At 54.9% G+C, this 19,249-nt stretch carries 13 protein-coding genes, 1 tRNA gene and 1 pseudogene; 6 read left to right on the forward strand and 9 right to left on the reverse strand.

The genetic code is table 11. The features are described from left to right. Nucleotides 1-209: 209 nt before the first annotated feature. Genes ADICEAN_RS22360 through ADICEAN_RS14510 form a run of 3 tightly spaced genes read left to right on the forward strand, consistent with a single transcriptional unit; the run spans nucleotide 210 to nucleotide 5,014 of the window. Entirely contained in the window at nucleotides 210-743 is a 534-nt protein-coding gene (locus tag ADICEAN_RS22360; protein ID WP_009196378.1) for a hypothetical protein, read from the forward strand. Between the two features lie 55 nt (nucleotides 744-798). Then, a complete protein-coding gene (locus ADICEAN_RS14505; protein WP_009196379.1) occupies nucleotides 799-2,007 on the forward strand; it encodes a restriction endonuclease subunit S in 1,209 nt (402 codons plus the stop codon). Then, nucleotides 1,988-5,014 carry a type I restriction endonuclease subunit R gene (locus ADICEAN_RS14510; RefSeq protein ID WP_009196380.1) on the forward strand — a complete coding sequence of 1,009 codons (3,027 nt, stop codon included), beginning with the start codon at nucleotides 1,988-1,990 and terminating at the stop codon, nucleotides 5,012-5,014. Before ADICEAN_RS14505 ends, ADICEAN_RS14510 begins: the two co-directional genes overlap by 20 nt. Before the next feature lie 140 nt (nucleotides 5,015-5,154). On the opposite strand, the gene ADICEAN_RS14515 is transcribed toward ADICEAN_RS14510, so the two are convergent. Then, nucleotides 5,155-5,228 (reverse strand) — tRNA-Ile (locus ADICEAN_RS14515). 103 nt (nucleotides 5,229-5,331) lie between these two features. Here ADICEAN_RS14515 and ADICEAN_RS14520 point away from each other — a divergent pair. The 3 genes from ADICEAN_RS14520 (at nucleotide 5,332) to ADICEAN_RS14530 (ending at nucleotide 7,601) form a co-directional block, all read left to right on the forward strand. Beyond that, nucleotides 5,332-5,976, forward strand: coding sequence for an HAD family hydrolase (locus tag ADICEAN_RS14520; RefSeq protein ID WP_009196381.1), 645 nt, complete (start codon nucleotides 5,332-5,334; stop codon nucleotides 5,974-5,976). After that, the gene (locus ADICEAN_RS14525; protein ID WP_009196382.1) at nucleotides 5,957-7,120 is read left to right on the forward strand and encodes a site-2 protease family protein; all 1,164 of its coding nucleotides are present in this window, start codon (nucleotides 5,957-5,959) and stop codon (nucleotides 7,118-7,120) included. Before ADICEAN_RS14520 ends, ADICEAN_RS14525 begins: the two co-directional genes overlap by 20 nt. A 184-nt stretch (nucleotides 7,121-7,304) precedes the next feature. Further along, entirely contained in the window at nucleotides 7,305-7,601 is a 297-nt protein-coding gene (locus ADICEAN_RS14530; RefSeq protein WP_009196383.1) for a rhodanese-like domain-containing protein, read from the forward strand. Between the two features lie 394 nt (nucleotides 7,602-7,995). Here the strand turns inward: ADICEAN_RS14530 and ADICEAN_RS14535 are convergent, their stop codons facing one another. The 8 genes and pseudogenes from ADICEAN_RS14535 to ADICEAN_RS23330 form a co-directional block, all read right to left on the reverse strand. Then, nucleotides 7,996-9,864 (reverse strand): T9SS type A sorting domain-containing protein, encoded by a 1,869-nt coding sequence (locus ADICEAN_RS14535; RefSeq protein ID WP_161622715.1) that lies wholly within the window; start codon nucleotides 9,862-9,864, stop codon nucleotides 7,996-7,998. Nucleotides 9,865-9,965: 101 nt separating this feature from the next. After that, a complete protein-coding gene (locus tag ADICEAN_RS14540; RefSeq protein ID WP_009196385.1) occupies nucleotides 9,966-10,763 on the reverse strand; it encodes a PASTA domain-containing protein in 798 nt (265 codons plus the stop codon). After that, nucleotides 10,760-12,979, reverse strand: coding sequence for a D-alanine--D-alanine ligase family protein (locus ADICEAN_RS14545; protein ID WP_449384785.1), 2,220 nt, complete (start codon nucleotides 12,977-12,979; stop codon nucleotides 10,760-10,762). Before ADICEAN_RS14545 ends, ADICEAN_RS14540 begins: the two co-directional genes overlap by 4 nt. Nucleotides 12,980-13,011: 32 nt before the next feature. Beyond that, a pseudogene (locus ADICEAN_RS24030) lies at nucleotides 13,012-13,123 on the reverse strand (hypothetical protein); the annotation flags it as partial. Nucleotides 13,124-13,513: 390 nt separating this feature from the next. After that, complete coding sequence (locus ADICEAN_RS14550) at nucleotides 13,514-16,543, reverse strand: M43 family zinc metalloprotease (RefSeq protein ID WP_009196387.1); 3,030 nt, start codon at nucleotides 16,541-16,543, stop codon at nucleotides 13,514-13,516. 84 nt (nucleotides 16,544-16,627) lie between these two features. Then, entirely contained in the window at nucleotides 16,628-16,888 is a 261-nt protein-coding gene (locus tag ADICEAN_RS14555) for a NifU family protein (protein ID WP_009196388.1), read from the reverse strand. A gap of 1 nt (nucleotide 16,889) precedes the next feature. After that, nucleotides 16,890-17,981 (reverse strand): Mrp/NBP35 family ATP-binding protein, encoded by a 1,092-nt coding sequence (locus ADICEAN_RS14560; protein WP_009196389.1) that lies wholly within the window; start codon nucleotides 17,979-17,981, stop codon nucleotides 16,890-16,892. A 383-nt stretch (nucleotides 17,982-18,364) separates the two neighbouring features. After that, nucleotides 18,365-19,249 (reverse strand): T9SS type A sorting domain-containing protein (locus ADICEAN_RS23330; RefSeq protein ID WP_236612927.1); only part of this gene is annotated, 885 nt, incomplete at its 5' end.

The raw sequence follows: 19,249 nt of genomic DNA on the forward strand, positions 1-19,249 counted from the left end.
ATTAAAGAAAAGGTGAAGGTTAGGTCTACTATTCTTTCACCAAAATCAATACGAACTGGATGGTCGTTACGATGTTTTGAATTATTCTGATCAAAGTTCTTTTTCATATTTTAAAAATAAAACAACGCGTCCAGAACAAGGGGAACAAAGATTAAAAAGAATACTCAAAAACAAGATGAAACTTCTGATAAGACTAAAATTAGAGGAATTTGGTAGTAAAAGAATATACTGTAGAAGATTTAATTAATCCACTATCTAGAGATAATGATAGATTTAATAAATATAGAGGTGTATACCTAACTCAAGATTTAGATTTAGAACAAATAGAATTTAGTTTCAATAGTAATGGTTACTGCTTTTTTATACTCAAAAATGGAAGTTTTGTATCTGTCTACCTCAGGAAAGATACAAGAAGAGATAGCGTGAATTTTCAAAAAACTTTATCCTACCTGCCTGTAAATTTAATAGAACAAAATTTAGGTGGTATAGTCTCTTCGGCGATACTTCCTCGAGGATGTGTGATGGAGTTTTTTGACTCAGTAATGGTTATTCAAAACACGAAGAGTTATTTGATAGAAAATGAATCTACTTTGACTATAAAAACCTTTCCTACTTCTAGAAGATTTAAGAATATTATACTAGCCTTCAAAGATGATAGCTTTTCGATTCATTCTACATTTCCAGTTGATTTAAATGAAATTGCGACTAATCCCTTGTTGCATAAAACAGATCTTCCTTTTTAATTAATATATTAGTTAAAACCATGAATTTTGGTATTGAATTTAGGTAATAATATAAATGATTAAATATAATACCTATAGATTAGGGGATATTACTGAATGGAAATCTGGAGGTACACCACCTAAGCTTGATGTAAAATTCTGGGGTGGAACTATACCTTGGATCAGCGCCAAGAATCTTACTTCTTACACTATTTCAACTTCTGATATTTTCATTACCCAATCAGGACTTGAAAAAGGTTCTAGATTAGCTAATGAAGACTCTATTTTGCTATTGGTAAGAGGTAGTGGGCTCTTTAATGATATTCCGGTTGGGATTGTAACTAAACCGGTGGCTTTTAATCAAGATGTAAAAGCCATTGAGGTTGACAAAACTATACTTGATCCTTGGTACTTGCTTTACTGGATTAAGAGCAATAAAACCTTATTAAATACTAAGCTAGAAATTACTGGTATTGGTGCTGGAAAGTTTGATATAAATATTCTTAGAGAGTTAGAAATAAATTTACCGCCTATAGATATACAGAAAAATGTTGCTGATATAGCTAGATGCTGGGACGACAAAATAGCCCTCAACCGCCGCATGAACCAAACCCTGGAGCAAATGGCGCAAACGCTTTTCCGTCAGTATTTTGTTGAGGGGGTGGATGAGGATAATCTGCCGGAGGGGTGGAGGATTGGAAGTTTAGATACAATAGCTAATTTTTTGAATGGGCTAGCATTGCAGAAGTATAAGCCAAAGGATGAAAATATTTATTTGCCAATAATTAAGATCAGAGAGTTAAAGAACGGCATAACATCATCCACTGAAAAAGCGGATGTGAATATTCCGCTGCAGTATATTATTCAAGATGGAGAGGTTCTTTTCAGTTGGTCTGGGACATTAGAAGTTGATATCTGGTGTCATGGGGCTGGAGCATTGAATCAGCATTTATTCAAAGTTACTTCAGACAAATATCCCAAGTGGTTTTACTATTACTGGGTAAAAGAACATCTAAAGGAGTTTATAAACATAGCTGCATCAAAAGCAACAACTATGGGGCATATAAAGCGAGGCCATTTGATTGAAGCTAAAGTTGTTATCCCGGCTGGTCATTTTATTCAGAAGTACGATGCTATTCTTGCGCCAATTGTTGACAAAATTATAAACAATAAGGTGGAAATCAGGAAACTTACTCAAACCCGTGACACCCTTCTCCCCAAACTCATGTCCGGGGAGTTAAACCTTACACAGGCCCCCGTACAGCATGAAGCCTTACTTAGCTGAAAGCGATATTGAAGAAGCGGCCATTGGCTGGTTGCTGGAAATTCCCGGCTACCAGTACCAGCATGGCAGCGAAATCAAGCGTCCGCCCAACAAGGCCGTGCTGGAAGACCGCTTTGCCGCTTTTCTGCACAGGCGCTATCCGCACGTGCCGCCCCAGGTGCTGGAAGAAGTGCGGCAGGAGTTTCTCTTTAACCGCGGGGCCGACCTGCACCACCGTAACCACCACTTTCACCTGAAACTGAGCCGCGGCCTGAGCAAAAGCTGGAAGGATGAAGGGGGTAGTCCCCACTTCGAGCACTTCTACCCCCTGGACTACGAGATACCGGAGCAAAACGACTTCCTGCTGGTCAACCAGTTTACCATCGAGGGCAAGAACGTGCGCCGCCCCGACCTGCTGCTCTTTGTCAACGGCCTGCCCCTGGTGCTTTTCGAATTCAAGAACCCCTTTGATCAGGAGGCCACCGTCGAGACCGCCTTCAACCAGCTGCAGCATTATATCCAGGACATTCCCCAGCTTTTCGAGACCAACGCCCTTAGCGTTATCTCCGATGGCTTCACCACCCTGCACGGCATGTACAGCAGTGGCCTGGAGTGGTTCGCTGCCTGGAAGAGTACCGATGGCCGGGAGGTAGTACAGGGAGGCTTTGCGCTGGAAACACTTGTTAAGGGGCTGCTCACCCCCGAGCGCCTGCTGCCCTACATCCGCCACTACATTTTCCACGAGCCCGACCGGGGGCAGCTCATCAAGAAGGGGGCCAAGTACCACCAGTTCTTCGGCATCCAGTACGCCCTGCAGGAAACCAAGAAAAGCATCCGTCCCCTGGGCGATGGCCGCATAGGGGTGGTCTGGCACACCACCCGCTCGGGCAAGAGCATTACCATGGCCATTTACACCGGCATTCTGCGCCAGCTGCCCGAGCTGCGCAACCCCACCATTGTGGTACAGGTAGACCGCTTCGACCTCAACAAGCAGCTCTACGAAGATTTTGTGGCCGCCAAAGACCTGGTAGGCGAGGTGCAGCTGGCCCAGAGCACCGACGAGCTGCGCCGGCTGCTGAGCGGCGAAGGGGGTGGGGTGGTCTTCAGCACCATCGAGAAATTCCGCCTGAAGGAGGGCGAAGGGGGCCGGGAGCTGGAGCACCCCATCCTGAGCGAGCGCGAAAACATTATCGTGATAGCCGATGAGTGCCACCGCACCCAGTACGGCCTGGTGCAGGGCTTTGCCAACAATCTGCGCCGCGCCCTGCCCGGTGCTTCCTTTATCGGCTTCACCGGCACGCCCGTCGACAGCAGGGAAGCCGACACGGTAGCCGTATTCGGCGAGATCATCCATACCTACGACATTCGCCAGGCCACCGAAGACAAAGCCGTGGTGCCCATCTTTTACGAGCCCCGCCTGGCCAAGCTGCACCTGGGCAACCCCCAGCTGGAGGAAGAAGCCGAAGAGATTACCGGCGGCCTGGAAGAAGGGGATAAGAACAAGATTCTGTGGGCCGCCATGGAAGATGCCGCCGGCTCGGCCGCCCGCGTAGAGGCCATTGCCAAAGACATCCTGCAGCACTACCGCTCCCGCAGCGAAAGCCTGGAAGGCAAGGCCATGATCGTGTGCATGAGCCGCCGCAACTGTGTAAAGCTGTACGACGCGCTAACCGCCCTGCCCGGCTGTCCGGAAGTGGCGGTGATCATGACCACCAATATTGCCAAAGACCCCGCCGCCTGGAACCCCCATGTGCGCACCAAGGAGGCCATGGAAGGGGTAAAGGCCCGCTTCAAGGACCCCGACGATCCGCTCAAGCTGGTGATTGTGCGGGACATGTGGCTGACCGGCTTCGACAATCCCGCCATGCACACCCTTTATGTGGATAAGGTGATGAGCGGCCACAACCTCATACAGGCCGTTAACCGCGTGGCCACCGTCTTCAAAGACAAGCCCAGTGGCCTGATCGTCGACTATATTGGCATTGGCGACAAACTGCGCGATGCCACCCACAAATACACCGCCTCGGGCGGCAAGGGGGCCGTAACCATCGATGTGGAAGAAGCCTTTCAGTTTGCCCGGGAGGTGGTGAATAGTCTGAAGCAGCTGATCCCTGCAGGCTTTGCCTACCAGCAGTGGCCGGCCCTGGGAAAAGGGGATAAATTCAAGCTTGTTAACATTGCCACCAACTGGATTGTGGCCGAAGAAGACCGCTGCCAGCAGTTTATGAAAGAGGAGCAGCGGCTCAGCAGCCTGATGCCGCTGATCAAGAACCACGAGAGCATCAACGAGATCGGCCTGGACATGATCTTCTTCCAGCACCTGGGCGCGGCGATCCGTAAAGCTAAATTTCCGCTTACCAATATTCGCAAAAAGGAAGGACAGATCCGGGAGCTCATCCACCGCAGCATCGAAAGCGAAGAGGTGGTGGATGTGTTCCAGATGGCAGGCATCGACCGCTTCGATATCTCCATCCTCAACGATGATTTTCTGGCTACGGCTAAGGAGCAGAAGAGCGGCAACGAGCTCAAGCTGGAGCTCATCCGCCAGATCATGAACGAAGAGATTAAGCTGCGTTCCTATAAAAACCTGGCAAAGTCACGCAAGCTTAAGGAAGAGGTGGAGCGCATCATCCACGATTACCACAACCACTTCTTCGACAGCCTCATTGCCCTGCAAAAGCTGCGCGATGTCGCAAAACAGCTCCAGGACCAGGAGCAGCGCCTGCAGCAGCTGGGCATTACCGAAGAGGAGGAAGCCTTCTATGAGATCCTGAGCCGCCACCCCAACGCCCTGCAGGATTTCGGCCTCATCAAGGAGCTGGTAAAAGAGATCACCGCCCTCATCAAACAAAAAGCGGCCCAGCCCGACTGGTACAAAAAGGTAGACACCAAAGCCCAGATCATCCTCTCCGTCAAAAAGGTCCTGCTCCGTAAAGGCGTCCGCGCCGAGCTGCAGGAGATCCTGGACGAGATCATGGAGCAGGCCGAAGCCAGGTATAAGGAGTGGAGTGTTAAGGGGGTGGCCTAAAGAGCAACTGACTTGTAATCAGTAGATCCTTACTTGAACATAGGTGCGTATTGTGGGATTTTCGAAACCCCTGATGAACAGGAAAGAGCCTGAATGAAAATAAAAAAACCTCTTGGAGCATTGCCAAGAGGTTTTTTGTGTGGGCCCAGCTGGAATCGAACCAGCCACCTACTGATTATGAGTCAGTTGCTCTAACCGAATGAGCTATAGGCCCCTTCCCGCATTTTTCGGCCTAGGGCCGCCAAGGAAAAGGCTTTTCCTTGAATTTGGGAGTGCAATTTTACATATTTGCAGGCACATTTACAACAGCTGACCCCTTGCTTTTGATTCCTTCCGGCATACAAAATATTATTTTCGACCTGGGCGGGGTGATCATTCACCTGGATACCGGGCTCACTTTTGAGGCCATGGGCCGCCTGGGGGGACTTTCCCGACAGGAGGCCGAAGCGCTCGCCGCCAGCGAGGCCTGCTTCTTTCAGTACGAACGCGGCGAGATCAGCCCCGAGCAGTTCTTCGACAGCCTGCGCCGCCTGCTGAAAACCGAAACGGCCTCTGAACAGCTGATCGAAGCCTGGAATGCCATGCTGCTGCACATACCGCCCCAGAACCTGGAGGTGCTGCGCCAGCTGCGGAAGCGCTACAAGCTGTTCATGCTCTCCAATACCAATACCGTGCACATCGAGGAGGTACACCGCCGCCTGCAGCTGGTGTCGGGCGAGGCAGACTTTAGTGCCTACTTCGAGCAGGTGTACTACTCGCAGGACATTGGCGCGCGCAAGCCCGAACCGGCCGCCTTTCGCACCATCCTGGACCAGTGGGAGCTGCGGCCCGAAGAAACGCTCTTTATCGACGATAATGCCGCCAACCTTCTGGGAGCACAGCAGTTGGGTATTAAAACGCTGCTCTTCCCGGCAAACGGGGATTTAACTGCGCTGCTTGAGTATGGATCCGAACACACGTAAACGCTTACCGCTACATATTTTTCTGTTTCTGATTACCCTTGTGGCGACCACCCTGGCCGGGGCCGAGTGGGTGAGCATGAAGGTGGTCTGGATCGATTTTGAATGGAAGGACTTTGTGAACGGACTGGCCTTCAGCCTGCCCTTTCTTACTTTTCTGACGGTGCATGAGTTTGGGCATTATTTTACAGCGCGGGCCTATAAGGTGAAGGTGTCCCTCCCGTACTTTATTCCCCTCTGGCTGAACCTGCTGCTGCCGCTCACTGGTGCCTTTATGCCTTCCATCGGCACCATGGGGGCGGTGATCCGCATCCGGGATTACATCAACAGCCGCAAGATCCATTTCGATATCGGCATCGCCGGACCCCTGGCGGGCTTTGTGGTATCACTCTTAGTGCTCTGGTGGGGCTTTACGCACCTGCCGCCGCAGGACTATATCCTGCAGATCCATCCCGAATACCAGGAGCTGGGCCCTAACTGGCAGGAGCAGGCCTATGTGCTGAACCCGCAAAATGAAGGGGAGGGGCTGTTCTACCTGGGCAAAAACCTGCTCTACATACTTTTTGAGCAGTTTGTGGCCTCGGACCCTGCCCGCGTGCCCAATGCCTATGAGATCATCCATTACCCCTGGCTGTTTGCCGGTTTCCTGGGCTTATTCTTTACGGCTCTTAACCTGCTGCCCATCGGCCAGCTGGATGGCGGCCACATCCTGTACGGACTGGTAGGCCACCGCTGGCACCGCCGCATAGCCACAGCCCTGTTTGTGGGGCTGGTGTTCTGGGCCGGGCTGGGCATTCCCACCTTTGCACCCGATGAAGGGGCCAGTATTCTCTTTCGGCTGCTGCTCTACGGGGCTTTTCTTTACTATCTGTTTGGCCGGCTGGCACTGGGGGTTGGCGGAAGGATTATACTGGCGCTGTGTGTGCTGCTAAGCCAGATGCTGGTGAGCTACATCTCACCCGGTACGGAGGGCTATATGGGCTGGATGCTCTTTGCCTTCCTGATCGGGCGCTTTCTGGGGGTGTACCATCCCAAAACGCCCATTGACGAACCCCTGAGTCCGGGCCGGAAGGTGCTTGGCTGGCTGGCGCTGGTCATCTTTATCCTCTGCTTCAGCCCCGAGCCGTTTGTGTTTGTGGGGGGGTAATTTACCACCCTGCCCTCCGGGCACCCCTCCTGTTTTAGGAGGGACGGTCCGCCGCAGCGGTGCCCGGAGGGCAGGGTGGTTTATTCAAGTTGGATAACCTGCAAAGAAAAAGAACACCACCCTCTTGCCTAACCGCTTTCCCTTTGAGTTATTTATAGCAGCTTACTTTTTTAAACCAAGAAATATGCAAGACATCAGCGCACAAGAACTAAAGGAGCGCCTGGATAAGGGCGAAACCCCCTATATTTTGGATGTACGGGAAGAATGGGAGTTCGAAGAAGACAACCTGGGCGGACAGCTGATCCCCCTGGCAACGCTCCCTGCCCAGATTGGGGAGGTAAAGGCGAATAAGGATGAGGAGGTAGTGGTGCATTGCCGCTCGGGCAAGCGCAGTGCTACGGCCAAGAAGATCCTGGAGCAGAATGGCTTTACGCAGGTACGGAACCTGGAAGGGGGCATTCTGGCGTATCGGGAGCTGTAAAAACCTTTTTGTAGTGTATACCCCCTGCCTTTCTGCAGGGCTGCTTACGGAGTGGCCTGGCAGAAGGGCAGGGGGTTTTGTGTTGGGGGAGAAGGGGGTATTGCACCCCTTGAGGTGATGTGAAGGGGTAAGATGATAGGGGAAGGGAATTATACCCAGATAGCGCTACCGCAGGGTGGCAGTCTTTGCAGCAGACGACCCATCACAGCGTCATACCCACCCCTACACCCCTCCCAGGAGGGGATTATCGTACCATGGTAGAACCGATGGGTAGGAGATGATGAAGCAGCCCGAATTCTCCAGCAGGAGTATCTATGCCAAACGAAATCCCCTCCTGGGAGGGGGTTGGGGGGTGGGTAGGAGCAATGGTGGAAATTGTAAAATTTTACCCCCTCTACCGCACCAATACCACCCGTTTGGTCTGTATCCCCTGGGGGTACTGCAGCTGTAGCAGGTACAGGCCGGGGCGCAGGTGGCGCAGGTCCAGCTCGGTGCGGGGCTCGGCGGGCTGGCTCAGCACCAGGCGGCCCTGCACATCGTAGAGGCGCAACTGGCGAGCCGCGGATTCTACCCGAAGCTGCCCCCTGCTGGGATTGGGATACAGGCTTACAGGCGGAAACAGGCGGTCGTCAACACTCAGGGTCTGGGGATCTACACCGGTGCGGAAGTGGGGACGCAGCATCAGGCTGCCGGCTTCGGTAAAGGTATTTTCCCAGTCCTGGCCATTGGTGCTGTAAAAGACCTCGCCATGGCTATCGGTATTGCGGTCGAAGCCAATGGGCAGATCGCCCGCTGAGGTTTGCTCAAAACCAATAAAGAAGGCCCCTGGCTGCAGCACCTGCGGGGTGTTGAGGGTGTAGGTGATAAAGCCGTCGATACCCGCCTGCTGGGCCACCACGCCCTGGCTGTAGAGGAGTACATCTTCGCCTTCGCCCAGCCCGTTCAGATTGGTCCAAACCTGCAGGGAAAGGGAGCGGCCGGCGCTGCTACTGTTGTAGTAGGGGAAGTAAATGGAAATATGCGTAAGGGTATCGCGCTCGGCCAGCTGAAAGCGGTAGGCCAGCCGCTGGCCACGCCCATTCAGGCCGGCGCCAAATTCGGCCGTGCCATCATCATAGGCAAAGTAATCGTGCAGCACGTTGGTAGTCTCCAGCACATCATTGCGGGCAAAAAAGGGCTGCTCTTCAATGAGCGAGTTCAGCTGCAGGCGGCTGATGAGGTAGAGCGAATCCCGATCGGCATAGGGGGCCAGGGCTTCGGCCAGGTTTACCGGCAGGCGCATGTTCACATAGGTCTGCCCCTCCAGCAGATCGCCCTGCTCGGTGCGCACCAGCTGGCTGCTAGCCAGGCTGGTAATGGGCTCTCCCTCGGAGCTGCGGATGCGCAGATCAAAGGTTTCACCCCCGCTCAGAAAGGGTGGGGGAGGCTGCAGGTTGAAGAAGGTAAAATCAATGGTAGTAGCATAGGCTCCGGGGCTGGCAAAATACTGGCTGATGGGCAGGGCCGTATAGGGTGCAAAGAGCGAAGCAAAGCCTTCGCTGACGGTCTGATCGTCGTAATACCGATTAGTAGCCGAGCGCCCGCTGTTCAGGTATACCCAATCGAGGTGCCACTGGTCGAATTGCCCGTTGAGGCGGTTGAAAGACTGGAACTTGAAGCGGAAGCCGCGGTGAAAGAAGCTAACGCCCCGGGCGGTGCCGGCCTGCGCCAGCGACAGCAGCTCCTGGCTGAAAAGGGTGGCATCGGTCTGGGGATTGCCGCCCTGGCTCCAGACCTGGTGCCAGGTGGTGTCGCTGTCCAGAAAGAAGAGCTTGAGGGAATCGAGCTGATCGGGACGCTCACCGCGGCCCTGCAGCTGCCAGAAAAAGCTCAGCCATACGCTGCCCTGCTCGGCAGCGCTCAGGCCGGAGAGGTCCAGCGGGGCAGAGACCAGCTCATCGGCCGGGCCACTCAGGTTGGTGGGGTTGTGCGGCTTGCCGTCTGCCAGGACCCCATCGAAGGTGATCACCCCCCAGGAGGGAGGGCGAATGGCCAGCCCATCGGTACGGATGGTGGTTTGGGACTGGGGCCAGCGCATGGAATCGGGCTGGTAGCCGCTGTAGCTAAAATCATCCCAGAAGGGCAGCGAGAGGGTATCGCCGGGGGTGGCCAGCAGGCGGGCGGCCGGGCTGCCTTTGCCAGAAACATGCGCTGCCCGTTGCTGCAGGGGCAGGGGGCTCAGGCGTAGCTGGGCCTGCAGTTCTGCCAGAGGAAGCAGTAACAAAAACAGCAAAAGGGTTCGGGCGCCAGGCCCAAACCCTTTCTGTTCCTTTCCTTTATAGAAAAAGGATATGGTATGCGATTGCCGTTGATCCTGTGGACGCATTACTGATTATCGTCGCCGGGTTTGGGCAGGCCCTGTTCGGGCTGGCTGCCGTCGAATTTAACAAGCCAGAGGTCTACCACCTCGCCAATGCGGCCCTGTGTTTCGGCAGGGGGCACCTGGCGCAGCACGGTATTGGGGGTCTTTTCCGGATCGCTGACATATTGCACCTCGCCTACCTGCAGGCCGGAGCCGATAATGGTAAACTGGGCCGTTTCCAGGTCCATGCCCATCAGGTTGGGAATGGTGAATTCGGTATTGCCCTTGCCATCGCCCACCACCAGATCGATCTTGGACCCCTTGGCAATGTAGGCGCCTTCCTCAATGGGTTTGCCCTTATGCAGCTGCTCCAGCACGGCATTGGCGGCCAGATCGGGCTTGTAGGTGATCTCGCCCAGCTCAAGGCCAAAGCTCCTCAGCACCAGCTGGGCATTCTTCACCGAGCTGTCAATAAGCTTGGGCATGCGCACATTGGGCGGATTTACGGCATTGAGCGAGATAAAGATCTTGCGGTTCTCCTTCACCTGGGCGCCGGCCTGGGGGTACTGTTTCATCACCGTAAGGGGTGGGTACTCGGTGCTGAAGGTAGAGTCGTTCACCTCATAGCGCAGGCCCTGCTGCGTTAGGTAGCTTTCCAGCTCGCTGTAGCTGCGGCCCTGCAGGTTGGGTACGGTTACCGTTTCGCCATGGCGGGTGGTGCCGGGCAGCCAGATGTTAAAGACCAGGTACACCAGCACAAAGCCGGTCACCAGAATGATGCCCAGGTGAATCAGGACGTGTTTGAACGATCGTACTTTCATAGTGTAGCCTTGGAGCGCTGGCGCTCGATCCCGTAGGTTAAGATAGCATCAATAAATTCATAGGGCTTGTAGCCGTTCAGCGCACTCTGGTGGAAGATGCAGGTGGCCGGGGTCATGCCCGGCAGGGAGTTGATCTCAATAATGATCGTCTCCACCCGTCCATCTTCATACACCCGCACAAAGGCATCGATGCGGGCGTAGCCCTCGATGTTGGCAATGCGGGCCACATGCTCCAGCTCCTTGCGCACCTCCTGCGAGATGCGCCGGTTTTCTTCTGCCGTGCGGGCAAAGCGGGCAGGGGTGATGTTCTGCCCCTCGCCGGCCAGGAACTTCTCCTCCAGCGACAGTACCTCGCCCCCTGCCAGGGCTTCTGACGGTTCAAATACCAGGTACTCGGTCTGGCCCTGCTCGTTGCGGAGCGTAAGCATGCCGCCGGTTACCTCCAGGAAGTGTTTGGCACCCTCCCGGCCAATGAATTCTTCCACCAAAAATACATCTTTCTGCGGAAATTCCTCACTGGGTTTTAGCTTGAGTGTTTTCATGGGCAGTGCCATCAGCTCGGGCAGCTCCCGGAAGATCATCTCGCCAAAGGCTTCCAGCTCCTGCCGGTTTTTTATCTTTTTCACCGCCGAGCTGCAGCCATCGTCAGAGGGCTTGGCAATGAGCGGAAAGCCAAATTCCTGCACCAGCGCATCCAGCACCCCCTGGCGATTTTTATCCCACTCCTGGCGGTTTACCAGGCGGTGGCGGGCCACCAGAATGCCGTGCTCCCGCAGGCGGCGGTTGGTCTCAAACTTGTTAATGGTCAGCTGCGAGCTTTCTATGCCGCTGCCGTTGTAGGGCAGCCCCACGCGCTCCAGCCGGGCCTGCAGGGCGCCATCTTCGCCGGGGCGACCATGCAGGGCTATAAAGACGGCATCTACCTCCCGGGCCAGCTGCTCGTAGCTCACAGGGCCAAACTTCAGCAGGTCCTGATCGATGTACTGGTTCACCAGCGGCCTGGCCTCCTCTATGATCTGCTCCAGCAGGGGGTGGTGCTCGCCGCGCAGGTACGCTTCTACCTTTTCTTTAATATCGTCGGCATTGTCCTTGAGCATGATGTTTACCGGCAGCAGGTACAGCTTGTGCTCCTCGTTGCTCCCGGTCAGGAACACGGGCACGGGCTGGTACTTAACAGAAGACGCCAGTTTCTCAAAAATATTGCGTCCGCTTTCTACCGAAATGTGCCGCTCCGAGGAGTAGCCCCCCATCACCACAGCCACGCGGATCTTCTGGCTCCGCTGCTGGCGCAGGCGCTGCAGGTCGCCATCAAGCTGCTGCAGCTGGTCCCGCAGCTCTTTGTTGCGCTTACCGGTGCGGATACGCTCCGAGAGCGAGGTGCGGATAATGTAGGTCAGGAACTGCGAGGGGTTAAGCCCGATCTCGGCTGCCTGGTGAAAGAAGAAGGAAGAGGGCAGCATGCCCGAGGTGGTGTTGGGGTCGTTGAGGAAAATGGTGCCTTCCTCGTTAATAAACCCATCGATGCGCGCATACACATTGCACTGCAGTACCTCAAACAGCCGGCAGCACTCCTGGCGGATCTGCTGGATCTGCTGGGCCGGCAGGTCAATGGGGGTGATCTTGCGGCTTACGCCGGGCAGGTACTTGGCCCGGTAGTCAAACACATCGGAGCTTTTGATGATCTGGGTAGGGGGCAGGGCCATGGGCTGTCCCAGGTGGTTTTGCACCACAATGCAGCTAAACTCCTTGCCACCGATGAAGGATTCCAGCAGCACCTCCTCCTCGCTGTTAAGGGGGGTAAGGATGGTGCGCTCCTGCAGCTCGGCCTTGCGGTTGAGGTAGCGCAGCAGCTCCTCGGGGTGGTGTAGCAGCGTTTGTTCCTCGCCGGCGTATACGGGCATGCCAATGCCTTCCCGAATGTCGGTAAGCACTGCCAGAAACACTACTTTCTCGTCAATATTCTTCTGCTGCCAGGCCTTCAGGTCTACTTCCTGCAAAAAGAGGCTTTTGTTGATGGCGGCGGTAAAGCCCTCCAGGCTGTCTTCTTTGAGGATGGATACCCCGATGCTGGAACCCTGGTTGGGGGCTTTGAGGACCATGGGCAAGCCCACGGCTTCTTTAGCCAAATCAAAGAAGCGGCTTTTATCGGTTGCTTCCAGCCACTCCTGGCGCTTGATGATGGTAAGTTTGGGGCAGGGGAAGCCGGCATTTTCCATCAGGCGCTTCTGCACCACTTTGTTGATGCCAATGGCCGAAGGCAGAATGCCGCAGCCGGAGTAGGGGATGTCGTACCACTCCAGCAGGCCCTGGATGTTGCCGTCTTCGCCATAGGGGCCGTGCAGGGCCAGAAAGGCAAAGTCAAACAGCTCCCGGAACTGGTGGGGCTCCACACGGCGGCCTACCTGGGCAAAGAGCGCTTCCAGCTCGGTCTGGGGCAGTTGGCCCAGCGACTCAATGTAGACCTGAAAGGGCAGCTCGGTCTGGGGCAGGTAGCTGGCCGGGGGGTAAAAGTCCCGGATGGTGCCTTTGTATACATATTGCCAGTCGAGCAAAATAAAGTGCCCGAGGCTGTCTACAAAGATGGGGACGGTTCGAAAAGGGCTTATTAAGATTATCATACACCGTGCGGCCGCCGGCAAAGGAGATTTCACGCTCGCGGCTCTGGCCCAAAGAAAATACCAATTCTCATGCTTTACTATATCGTTGCCTTCTGTCTAACATCGGATTGTGAGTACAAGGGGGTGCGCCTGCTAACGCTGGATCACCAGGCGCTTAACCGTATCCAGGCTGGTGCTGCGGATGCGCAGCAGGTAGATCCCGCCATACAGCTGGGGTACCTCCAGGAGATAGATCTGGTTAAGGGTGGTAGGGTAAAATCTACTAAAGACTAAGGAACCTCGGCTGTCAAAAAGTTCCACAGTTACATCTTCTCCGGCCGGATCTTCCAGGTTAAAATGGAGCTTGAACGAATCCCTGGTCGGGTTGGGATACAGCGATACCCCATTGCGCTCGGGCAGGTTTACGGTAATGGGTTCGTTGGAGAGGTAGAATTCTGCCTCATCCACATACACCAGGCTGCTGCCCTGGCCCCGGGCTACAAACGCTATGCGCACCCTTTCCTGGCCAACGAAGGCCTGCAGGGAGATGAATTCCTTTTGCCAGCTGGCAACCGAAGGGGGTGCAGGGGCATTGTTGGGGCGCAGCTCGGTACCTTCCCGGTAGAGCAGCTCATGGGGCCAGCTTAGGCCGCCATCGGTAGAGGCCAGCACCCGCAGTCCAAGGGGTCCCTCGCCACCGGCATAGTACCAGAACTGCAGGCCGGCCTGCTGGGTACGGCTCATGTTCAGGATCGGGGAGGCCAGCCATTTTTCGGTGATGATGCCTGTAAACTGGGCCCGGGCGGCGCTGTTCTGGCGTTGCTGTGCGCTTTGGGGGCCGGTAACCGGTACCGTTTCCCAGGCCGGAAGGCCTGGCTGTGGGCTTACCGTGGTCCAGAGGCCTTCGCTCAGGCTCTCCAGCGGAAAACTTTCCCGCAACGGAATGGGGCTTTTGGTAGAATCTACCACAAAAGAACGGGACAGGCGGTTGTCGGCCACATTGGCATCAATGCCGCCATTGGGCGAATGCAGGTCTACCCGGATCAGGTGCGGCTTGTAGCTCAGATTGGTGAGCGGTGCCAGCTCCAGCAGGCTGCTTTCCTGAGAGGCCAGCGCCAGTCCGTTGCGGGTGCCGCTCTGCTGCTGTACCCCATCTACCCAGATGCGGTAGCTCAGCGACTGGATGGGCTGTGTGCCTGCATTTTTTACCTCTACCAGCACAGGGGTTGTGGGGCTGCCAAAAACAGGCGAAGGCTGCAGAATGCGGGTGAGGGCCACATTGAGGGCAGCTGAGTAGGTAGGGCTGATCTGGATGTCGTCTACATACAGGTTGTTGCCAAAATCATTGTAGCCGACCAGCAGCAGCTGTATGTTATCCAGCCCGGCAAAGGCCGAGAGGTCCAGGCTAATGCCCGCCCACTCGCTGGCGCCGCTGGGCCGGAAGGGCGATTCGGTGGTTGGGGCCGTAGCAAGCTCCTCGCCATAGGCGGCATAAATGCGGGTGGCCGTTTCCAGCTTGTTGCTGCAGTCGGTCGATACCCATACCTCCAGCCCATCCTCGCTGCGGGGGTAGGGGGCATAGGCATAGCGGAAACTGAAATAAGCCGTGGAGGTCTGGCTCAGGTCCAGGATGGGAGAGGCCAGGATATCGCGCTGCCCCTCACTCAGGTAATCGTAGAAATTAAGGAAAAGGGCTTTATTGCCCGCTGTAGTGCCGTTGGGCACATCTACCAGTTCCCAGGTATAGCTAAAGTCGGGATTGACAGTGTAGAAGGGTTCCAGCCCGGACTGGAAGTTCTGGCTCACCGGCAGGCTGCTGCGTAGCGGCACATAGACCTGGGCAGAGGCGGTGTTGTTCAGGGCTTTGTTGTCGGTCTGGTTGTTGGTTTGAACAATGGCAACGGAGACGGTATGGAAGCCTGGCTGGTTGATCTCCACCTCATCCATCGTAAGGGTCTGGGTATCGAGGTAGCCCAGGTTGGTGCTGATGGTATAGGTACGGATGAGCGTGCCATCTACCCGCAGGGCCACCTGCACCTGGGTAACCTGCGTATTGCCGTAATTGCGCAGCTCCAGCACGGGGCTGAACTGCCGCTCACAGAGCTGGCTCAGGTTCAGGGACAGGCTGCGAATGCCGGCATCGTTGGGCACCACGGTGGGTTCCTGCTTGGCTATGGAGTTGTTGAGATCGCGGCGGCGGGGGCTGTACTGCAGCACCACCTGCATGCGGCTGCGCTGGCCGGGAGTAAACAGGGCCATACACTCATCGGACGTATAGTCCATGTAGTTTTCCCACATGGGCCGGGCATTGGTACAGACGCTGATGGTTTCATCCGGAGGGCAGCCCTGGTGGGGGCCATCATCCACGGGGGTGTCGTTTACATAATCATCGGCGCCGCAGCCCCCATCGCCCCAGATGTGGCGCAGGCCAAAGTAGTGGCCGATCTCATGGGTGGCGGTGCGGCCACGGCTACCCCCGGCGGCATTGAAACCGGTGCCCAGGTAGCGGTAATCGATCACCACCCCATCGGTCTGCTCAGGCGCCTCGCCAAACTCCAGGCCCGAGAGGCGATCGGATTGCGGGAATTGTGCCCAGCCGATCACATCGCCGGAGATCTGGGCCGAGTAAAGGTTCAGGTAGTTGCTGGCCGGCCAGTGGCTCAGGCTTTTGAGCTGCAGGTCTTCCGACTGGTCCCAGGAGGTTTCGCTGGAGGCAACGCGCACAATGCCCTCGGTGGGCAGCCCCTCGGGATCCTGTTTGGCCAGTACAAACTCTATTTCGGTATCGGCCGCCAGACTGCGGAACTGCTCGGGCAGCTTGTTGATCTCATCGGTATTCTGGGCCCTGAAATCGCGGTTGAGGGTAGCGATCTGGGAGAGGATCTGCTCTTTGGGGATGTTGCGGCCCTGGCCAATGCCCTCGCCCGGCCGGTGGATCACATGCACCACCACCGGTATTACAAAACGGGCATTAAGCTGGCGGCCCTGCAGGAGTTCCTGCGTTTTCAGCAGCTGCAGCTCCTTTTGGCGCAGCTGCATCCAGTGCTCAAACGCTCCCTGGGGCTGGGCCAGGGCGGGAGAGAGCTCAGCCAGTTGCTTGTTGTAGGGCACAAAACCGCATTTTTCCTGCGAAAGGGCAAGAAAGGGGAGCAGGCTGAAACAGAGACCTAACAAAAGCTTCATGAGAGGATGGGCTGATCCAGATTAAAAATAAAAAAATTCCCCCGGATTTTGCGCCGGGGGAATGCTTTTTCTGCCGGTCTTTGCTTAGCGCACACCGGCAGGGGTAAGATTTACGGCCTGTACGGCGCTTACCTGGGGTACTTCCCGACGAATGGCTTCCTCGATGCCGGCCCGAAAGGTCATGGCCGACATGGGGCAGGAGCCACAGGCGCCAAGCAGCTCAAGGCGCACCACTTTTTCATCAGTGATCTCCAGTACTTTTACATTGCCACCGTCGGCTTCCAGGTAGGGACGAATGCCCTCCAGCGCCTGTTCTACGGCATGATATAGATCGGTCTGCTCCATATTAGTCTACGTTTACCACCTGGGTTTTGTCCATGTTTGCGTTACGGATGGCGATCTGGCGGGCCAGGGCTTCGGCCAGGTCCCGGAAGGCATCGGCCGAAGCATCGTGCTTCAGCACGGCCGGATAGCCGCTGTCGCCACTCTCCCGGATGCCCTGTACCAGCGGTACCTGCCCCAGGAAGGGTACATGCTGTTTTTCGGCCAGCTGCCGGCCGCCCCCCTGTCCGAAAATATAGTACTTGTTCTCGGGCAGTTCGGCAGGAGTAAAATACGCCATATTCTCCACGATACCCAGGATTGGCACATTTATTTGTGGCTGTTTGAACATGGCCACGGCCTTGCGGGCATCGGCTACAGCTACCTTCTGCGGGGTGGTGACAATGACGGCACCGGTTACGGGCACCGTCTGCACCAGCGAAAGGTGAATGTCGGAGGTGCCGGGGGGCAGGTCAATGAGCAGGTAATCCAGCTCTCCCCAGCGGGCATCGGCCAGAAACTGCCGCAGCGCCTGGGCGGCCATGGGGCCCCGCCAGATCACCGCATGGTCGGCCGGGGTCAGCAGGCCGATGGAAATTAGCTTAACGCCGTATTGCTCTACCGGAATGATGTAGCTTTTGCCGCCTTCCTGCTCTACGCCGGGCTGCTCATACTCTACATTGAACATGATGGGCATGGAGGGACCAAAGATATCGGCATCCACCACGCCTACTTTGGCGCCGGTTTTGGCCAGCGAAACAGCCAGGTTGGCCGTAACGGTAGATTTGCCCACACCCCCCTTGCCGGAGGCTACGGCTATGATGTTTTTCACATTGGGCAGAACGGGGGCATTGGAGCGGGTGCTGGTCACCCGGCTGGACATGTGAATATCAAGCTCCAGGCCCTCGCCAAAGGCGCCTTCCAGGGCCCGTACGCACTCCTGGCGGATAAATTCTTTCAGAGGGCAGGCCGGGGTGGTCAGTACCACCACAAAGCTGATGGTGAGGTTGTGTACCTGCAGTTTTTCGATCATGCCCAGGCTTACCAGATCCTGCTTCAGGTCGGGATCGTTTACGGTGCCCAGTACGGCAAGTACATTTTCGGTGGTTATGGTCATGTTGCTAGCGAAAGGTTGATGGGTGCGGCTGCAGGCGGTAGCAAAGGTCCAAAACAGCCCTGCCATTGGCGGCGTAAAGCGGCACTACCCCCCTGAACAGCAATTGTACCAAAATAGTGCTGCACCGCATGGCAAAGGTAATCAATTTAGGAGTGCGGAGGGTGTTTTGGGTAGGGAGATTTGGATAGAGAATTCTGGACAATGGACAATAAACATTTGATTGGAGACCTACCAACTTCAAGCAGGGGCTGTAGCGCCAAGATGGTAGACCAACTTTGTGTTAGAATTTTTTCTTAGAAAATCCCATTATGCATAAACCATGGCAAATAAAAAAGCCTTACTTAATGATTTTGTAAGGCTTTTGTTTTTAATGAATGATAACTTTAATGCTGGATGATCACATGCCTCACCTGACTCCCGGTAGGGTGTAAAAAATGAAGGTGATAGATTCCATTCGGCAGTTGTTTAACTGGTATAGTCAATTTATTTCGAACTTCCTTTTTGGAATATACTAGCTCATTTGAATTATTATAGAGATGAATTTCAAAGCCTGCCAATAGCCCGTCTTTAACCTTGAGTGTAGTCTCATCTATCTCAATATTGAGCTCGCCATCGGCAGGGTTAGGGAATACACTCATCGGTTCCCAGCAGTTACTGCCAGTACAAGGATTGGGCGAACAGCCTGTGGTCCTTATGCCGCAGTAGCATTCGTCGGGCTGGTAGAAGGTAGTTGTTGTACTGTTAGTTTGGGTACATAACCTATCTCGTCTTATAGTATAGGTGATTGTATAGGGTTGACTTGAATTATGATAGACACCGCCGGTATTGATTACTTCTACTACATTTCCTGATCCTAACAGATACAAGTTGCCGGTGTTTATACTCCAGGTATACGTAACTCCATCCAGCTCAGGGAGTGTCCACTTATGCCGGGGCTTGATACAATCAGTAGTAATCACTTCTAAGCTTGCAGCTGGCTTTCCTACCCATACATTATATCGGTAAGAAATAGGCCCCCCGCAAGGCCCAGTAATGTCAGCTTGCACCCAACCTGGACCATTTGCACCGGAGATTGCCTCAACTACATAATTACTCGTGCCTTGGCCCGTTACATACTTCAGGTTTCCGCTCTTTGTCCAGTCGACAAATACGCTTGGTGCTAGATTAGAAACACTAAAGGAAGTACTTGACGTGCAAACCAAACTTGGCCCACTAACCTGTGAAGATTGAGAACCAAAGGTTACCTGATATCTGCCCAGGGCCGTATA

Origin of the sequence: Cesiribacter andamanensis AMV16, from assembly GCF_000348925.1 — a bacterium.
Classification (GTDB): Bacteria; Bacteroidota; Bacteroidia; order Cytophagales; family Cyclobacteriaceae; genus Cesiribacter; species Cesiribacter andamanensis.

Excerpts from the sequence above, each read along its gene's own strand:
- ADICEAN_RS14505 (WP_009196379.1), top strand. The coding sequence starts at position 799 with ATGATTAAATATAATACCTATAGATTAGGGGATATTACTGAATGGAAA.
- ADICEAN_RS14510 (WP_009196380.1), top strand. The coding sequence starts at position 1,988 with ATGAAGCCTTACTTAGCTGAAAGCGATATTGAAGAAGCGGCCATTGGC.
- ADICEAN_RS14525 (WP_009196382.1), top strand. The coding sequence starts at position 5,957 with ATGGATCCGAACACACGTAAACGCTTACCGCTACATATTTTTCTGTTT.
- ADICEAN_RS14530 (WP_009196383.1), top strand. The coding sequence starts at position 7,305 with ATGCAAGACATCAGCGCACAAGAACTAAAGGAGCGCCTGGATAAGGGC.
- ADICEAN_RS14540 (WP_009196385.1), bottom strand. The coding sequence starts at position 10,763 with ATGAAAGTACGATCGTTCAAACACGTCCTGATTCACCTGGGCATCATT.
- ADICEAN_RS14545 (WP_449384785.1), bottom strand. The coding sequence starts at position 12,979 with ATGGAAAATGCCGGCTTCCCCTGCCCCAAACTTACCATCATCAAGCGC.
- ADICEAN_RS14550 (WP_009196387.1), bottom strand. The coding sequence starts at position 16,543 with ATGAAGCTTTTGTTAGGTCTCTGTTTCAGCCTGCTCCCCTTTCTTGCC.
- ADICEAN_RS14555 (WP_009196388.1), bottom strand. The coding sequence starts at position 16,888 with ATGGAGCAGACCGATCTATATCATGCCGTAGAACAGGCGCTGGAGGGC.
- ADICEAN_RS14560 (WP_009196389.1), bottom strand. The coding sequence starts at position 17,981 with ATGACCATAACCACCGAAAATGTACTTGCCGTACTGGGCACCGTAAAC.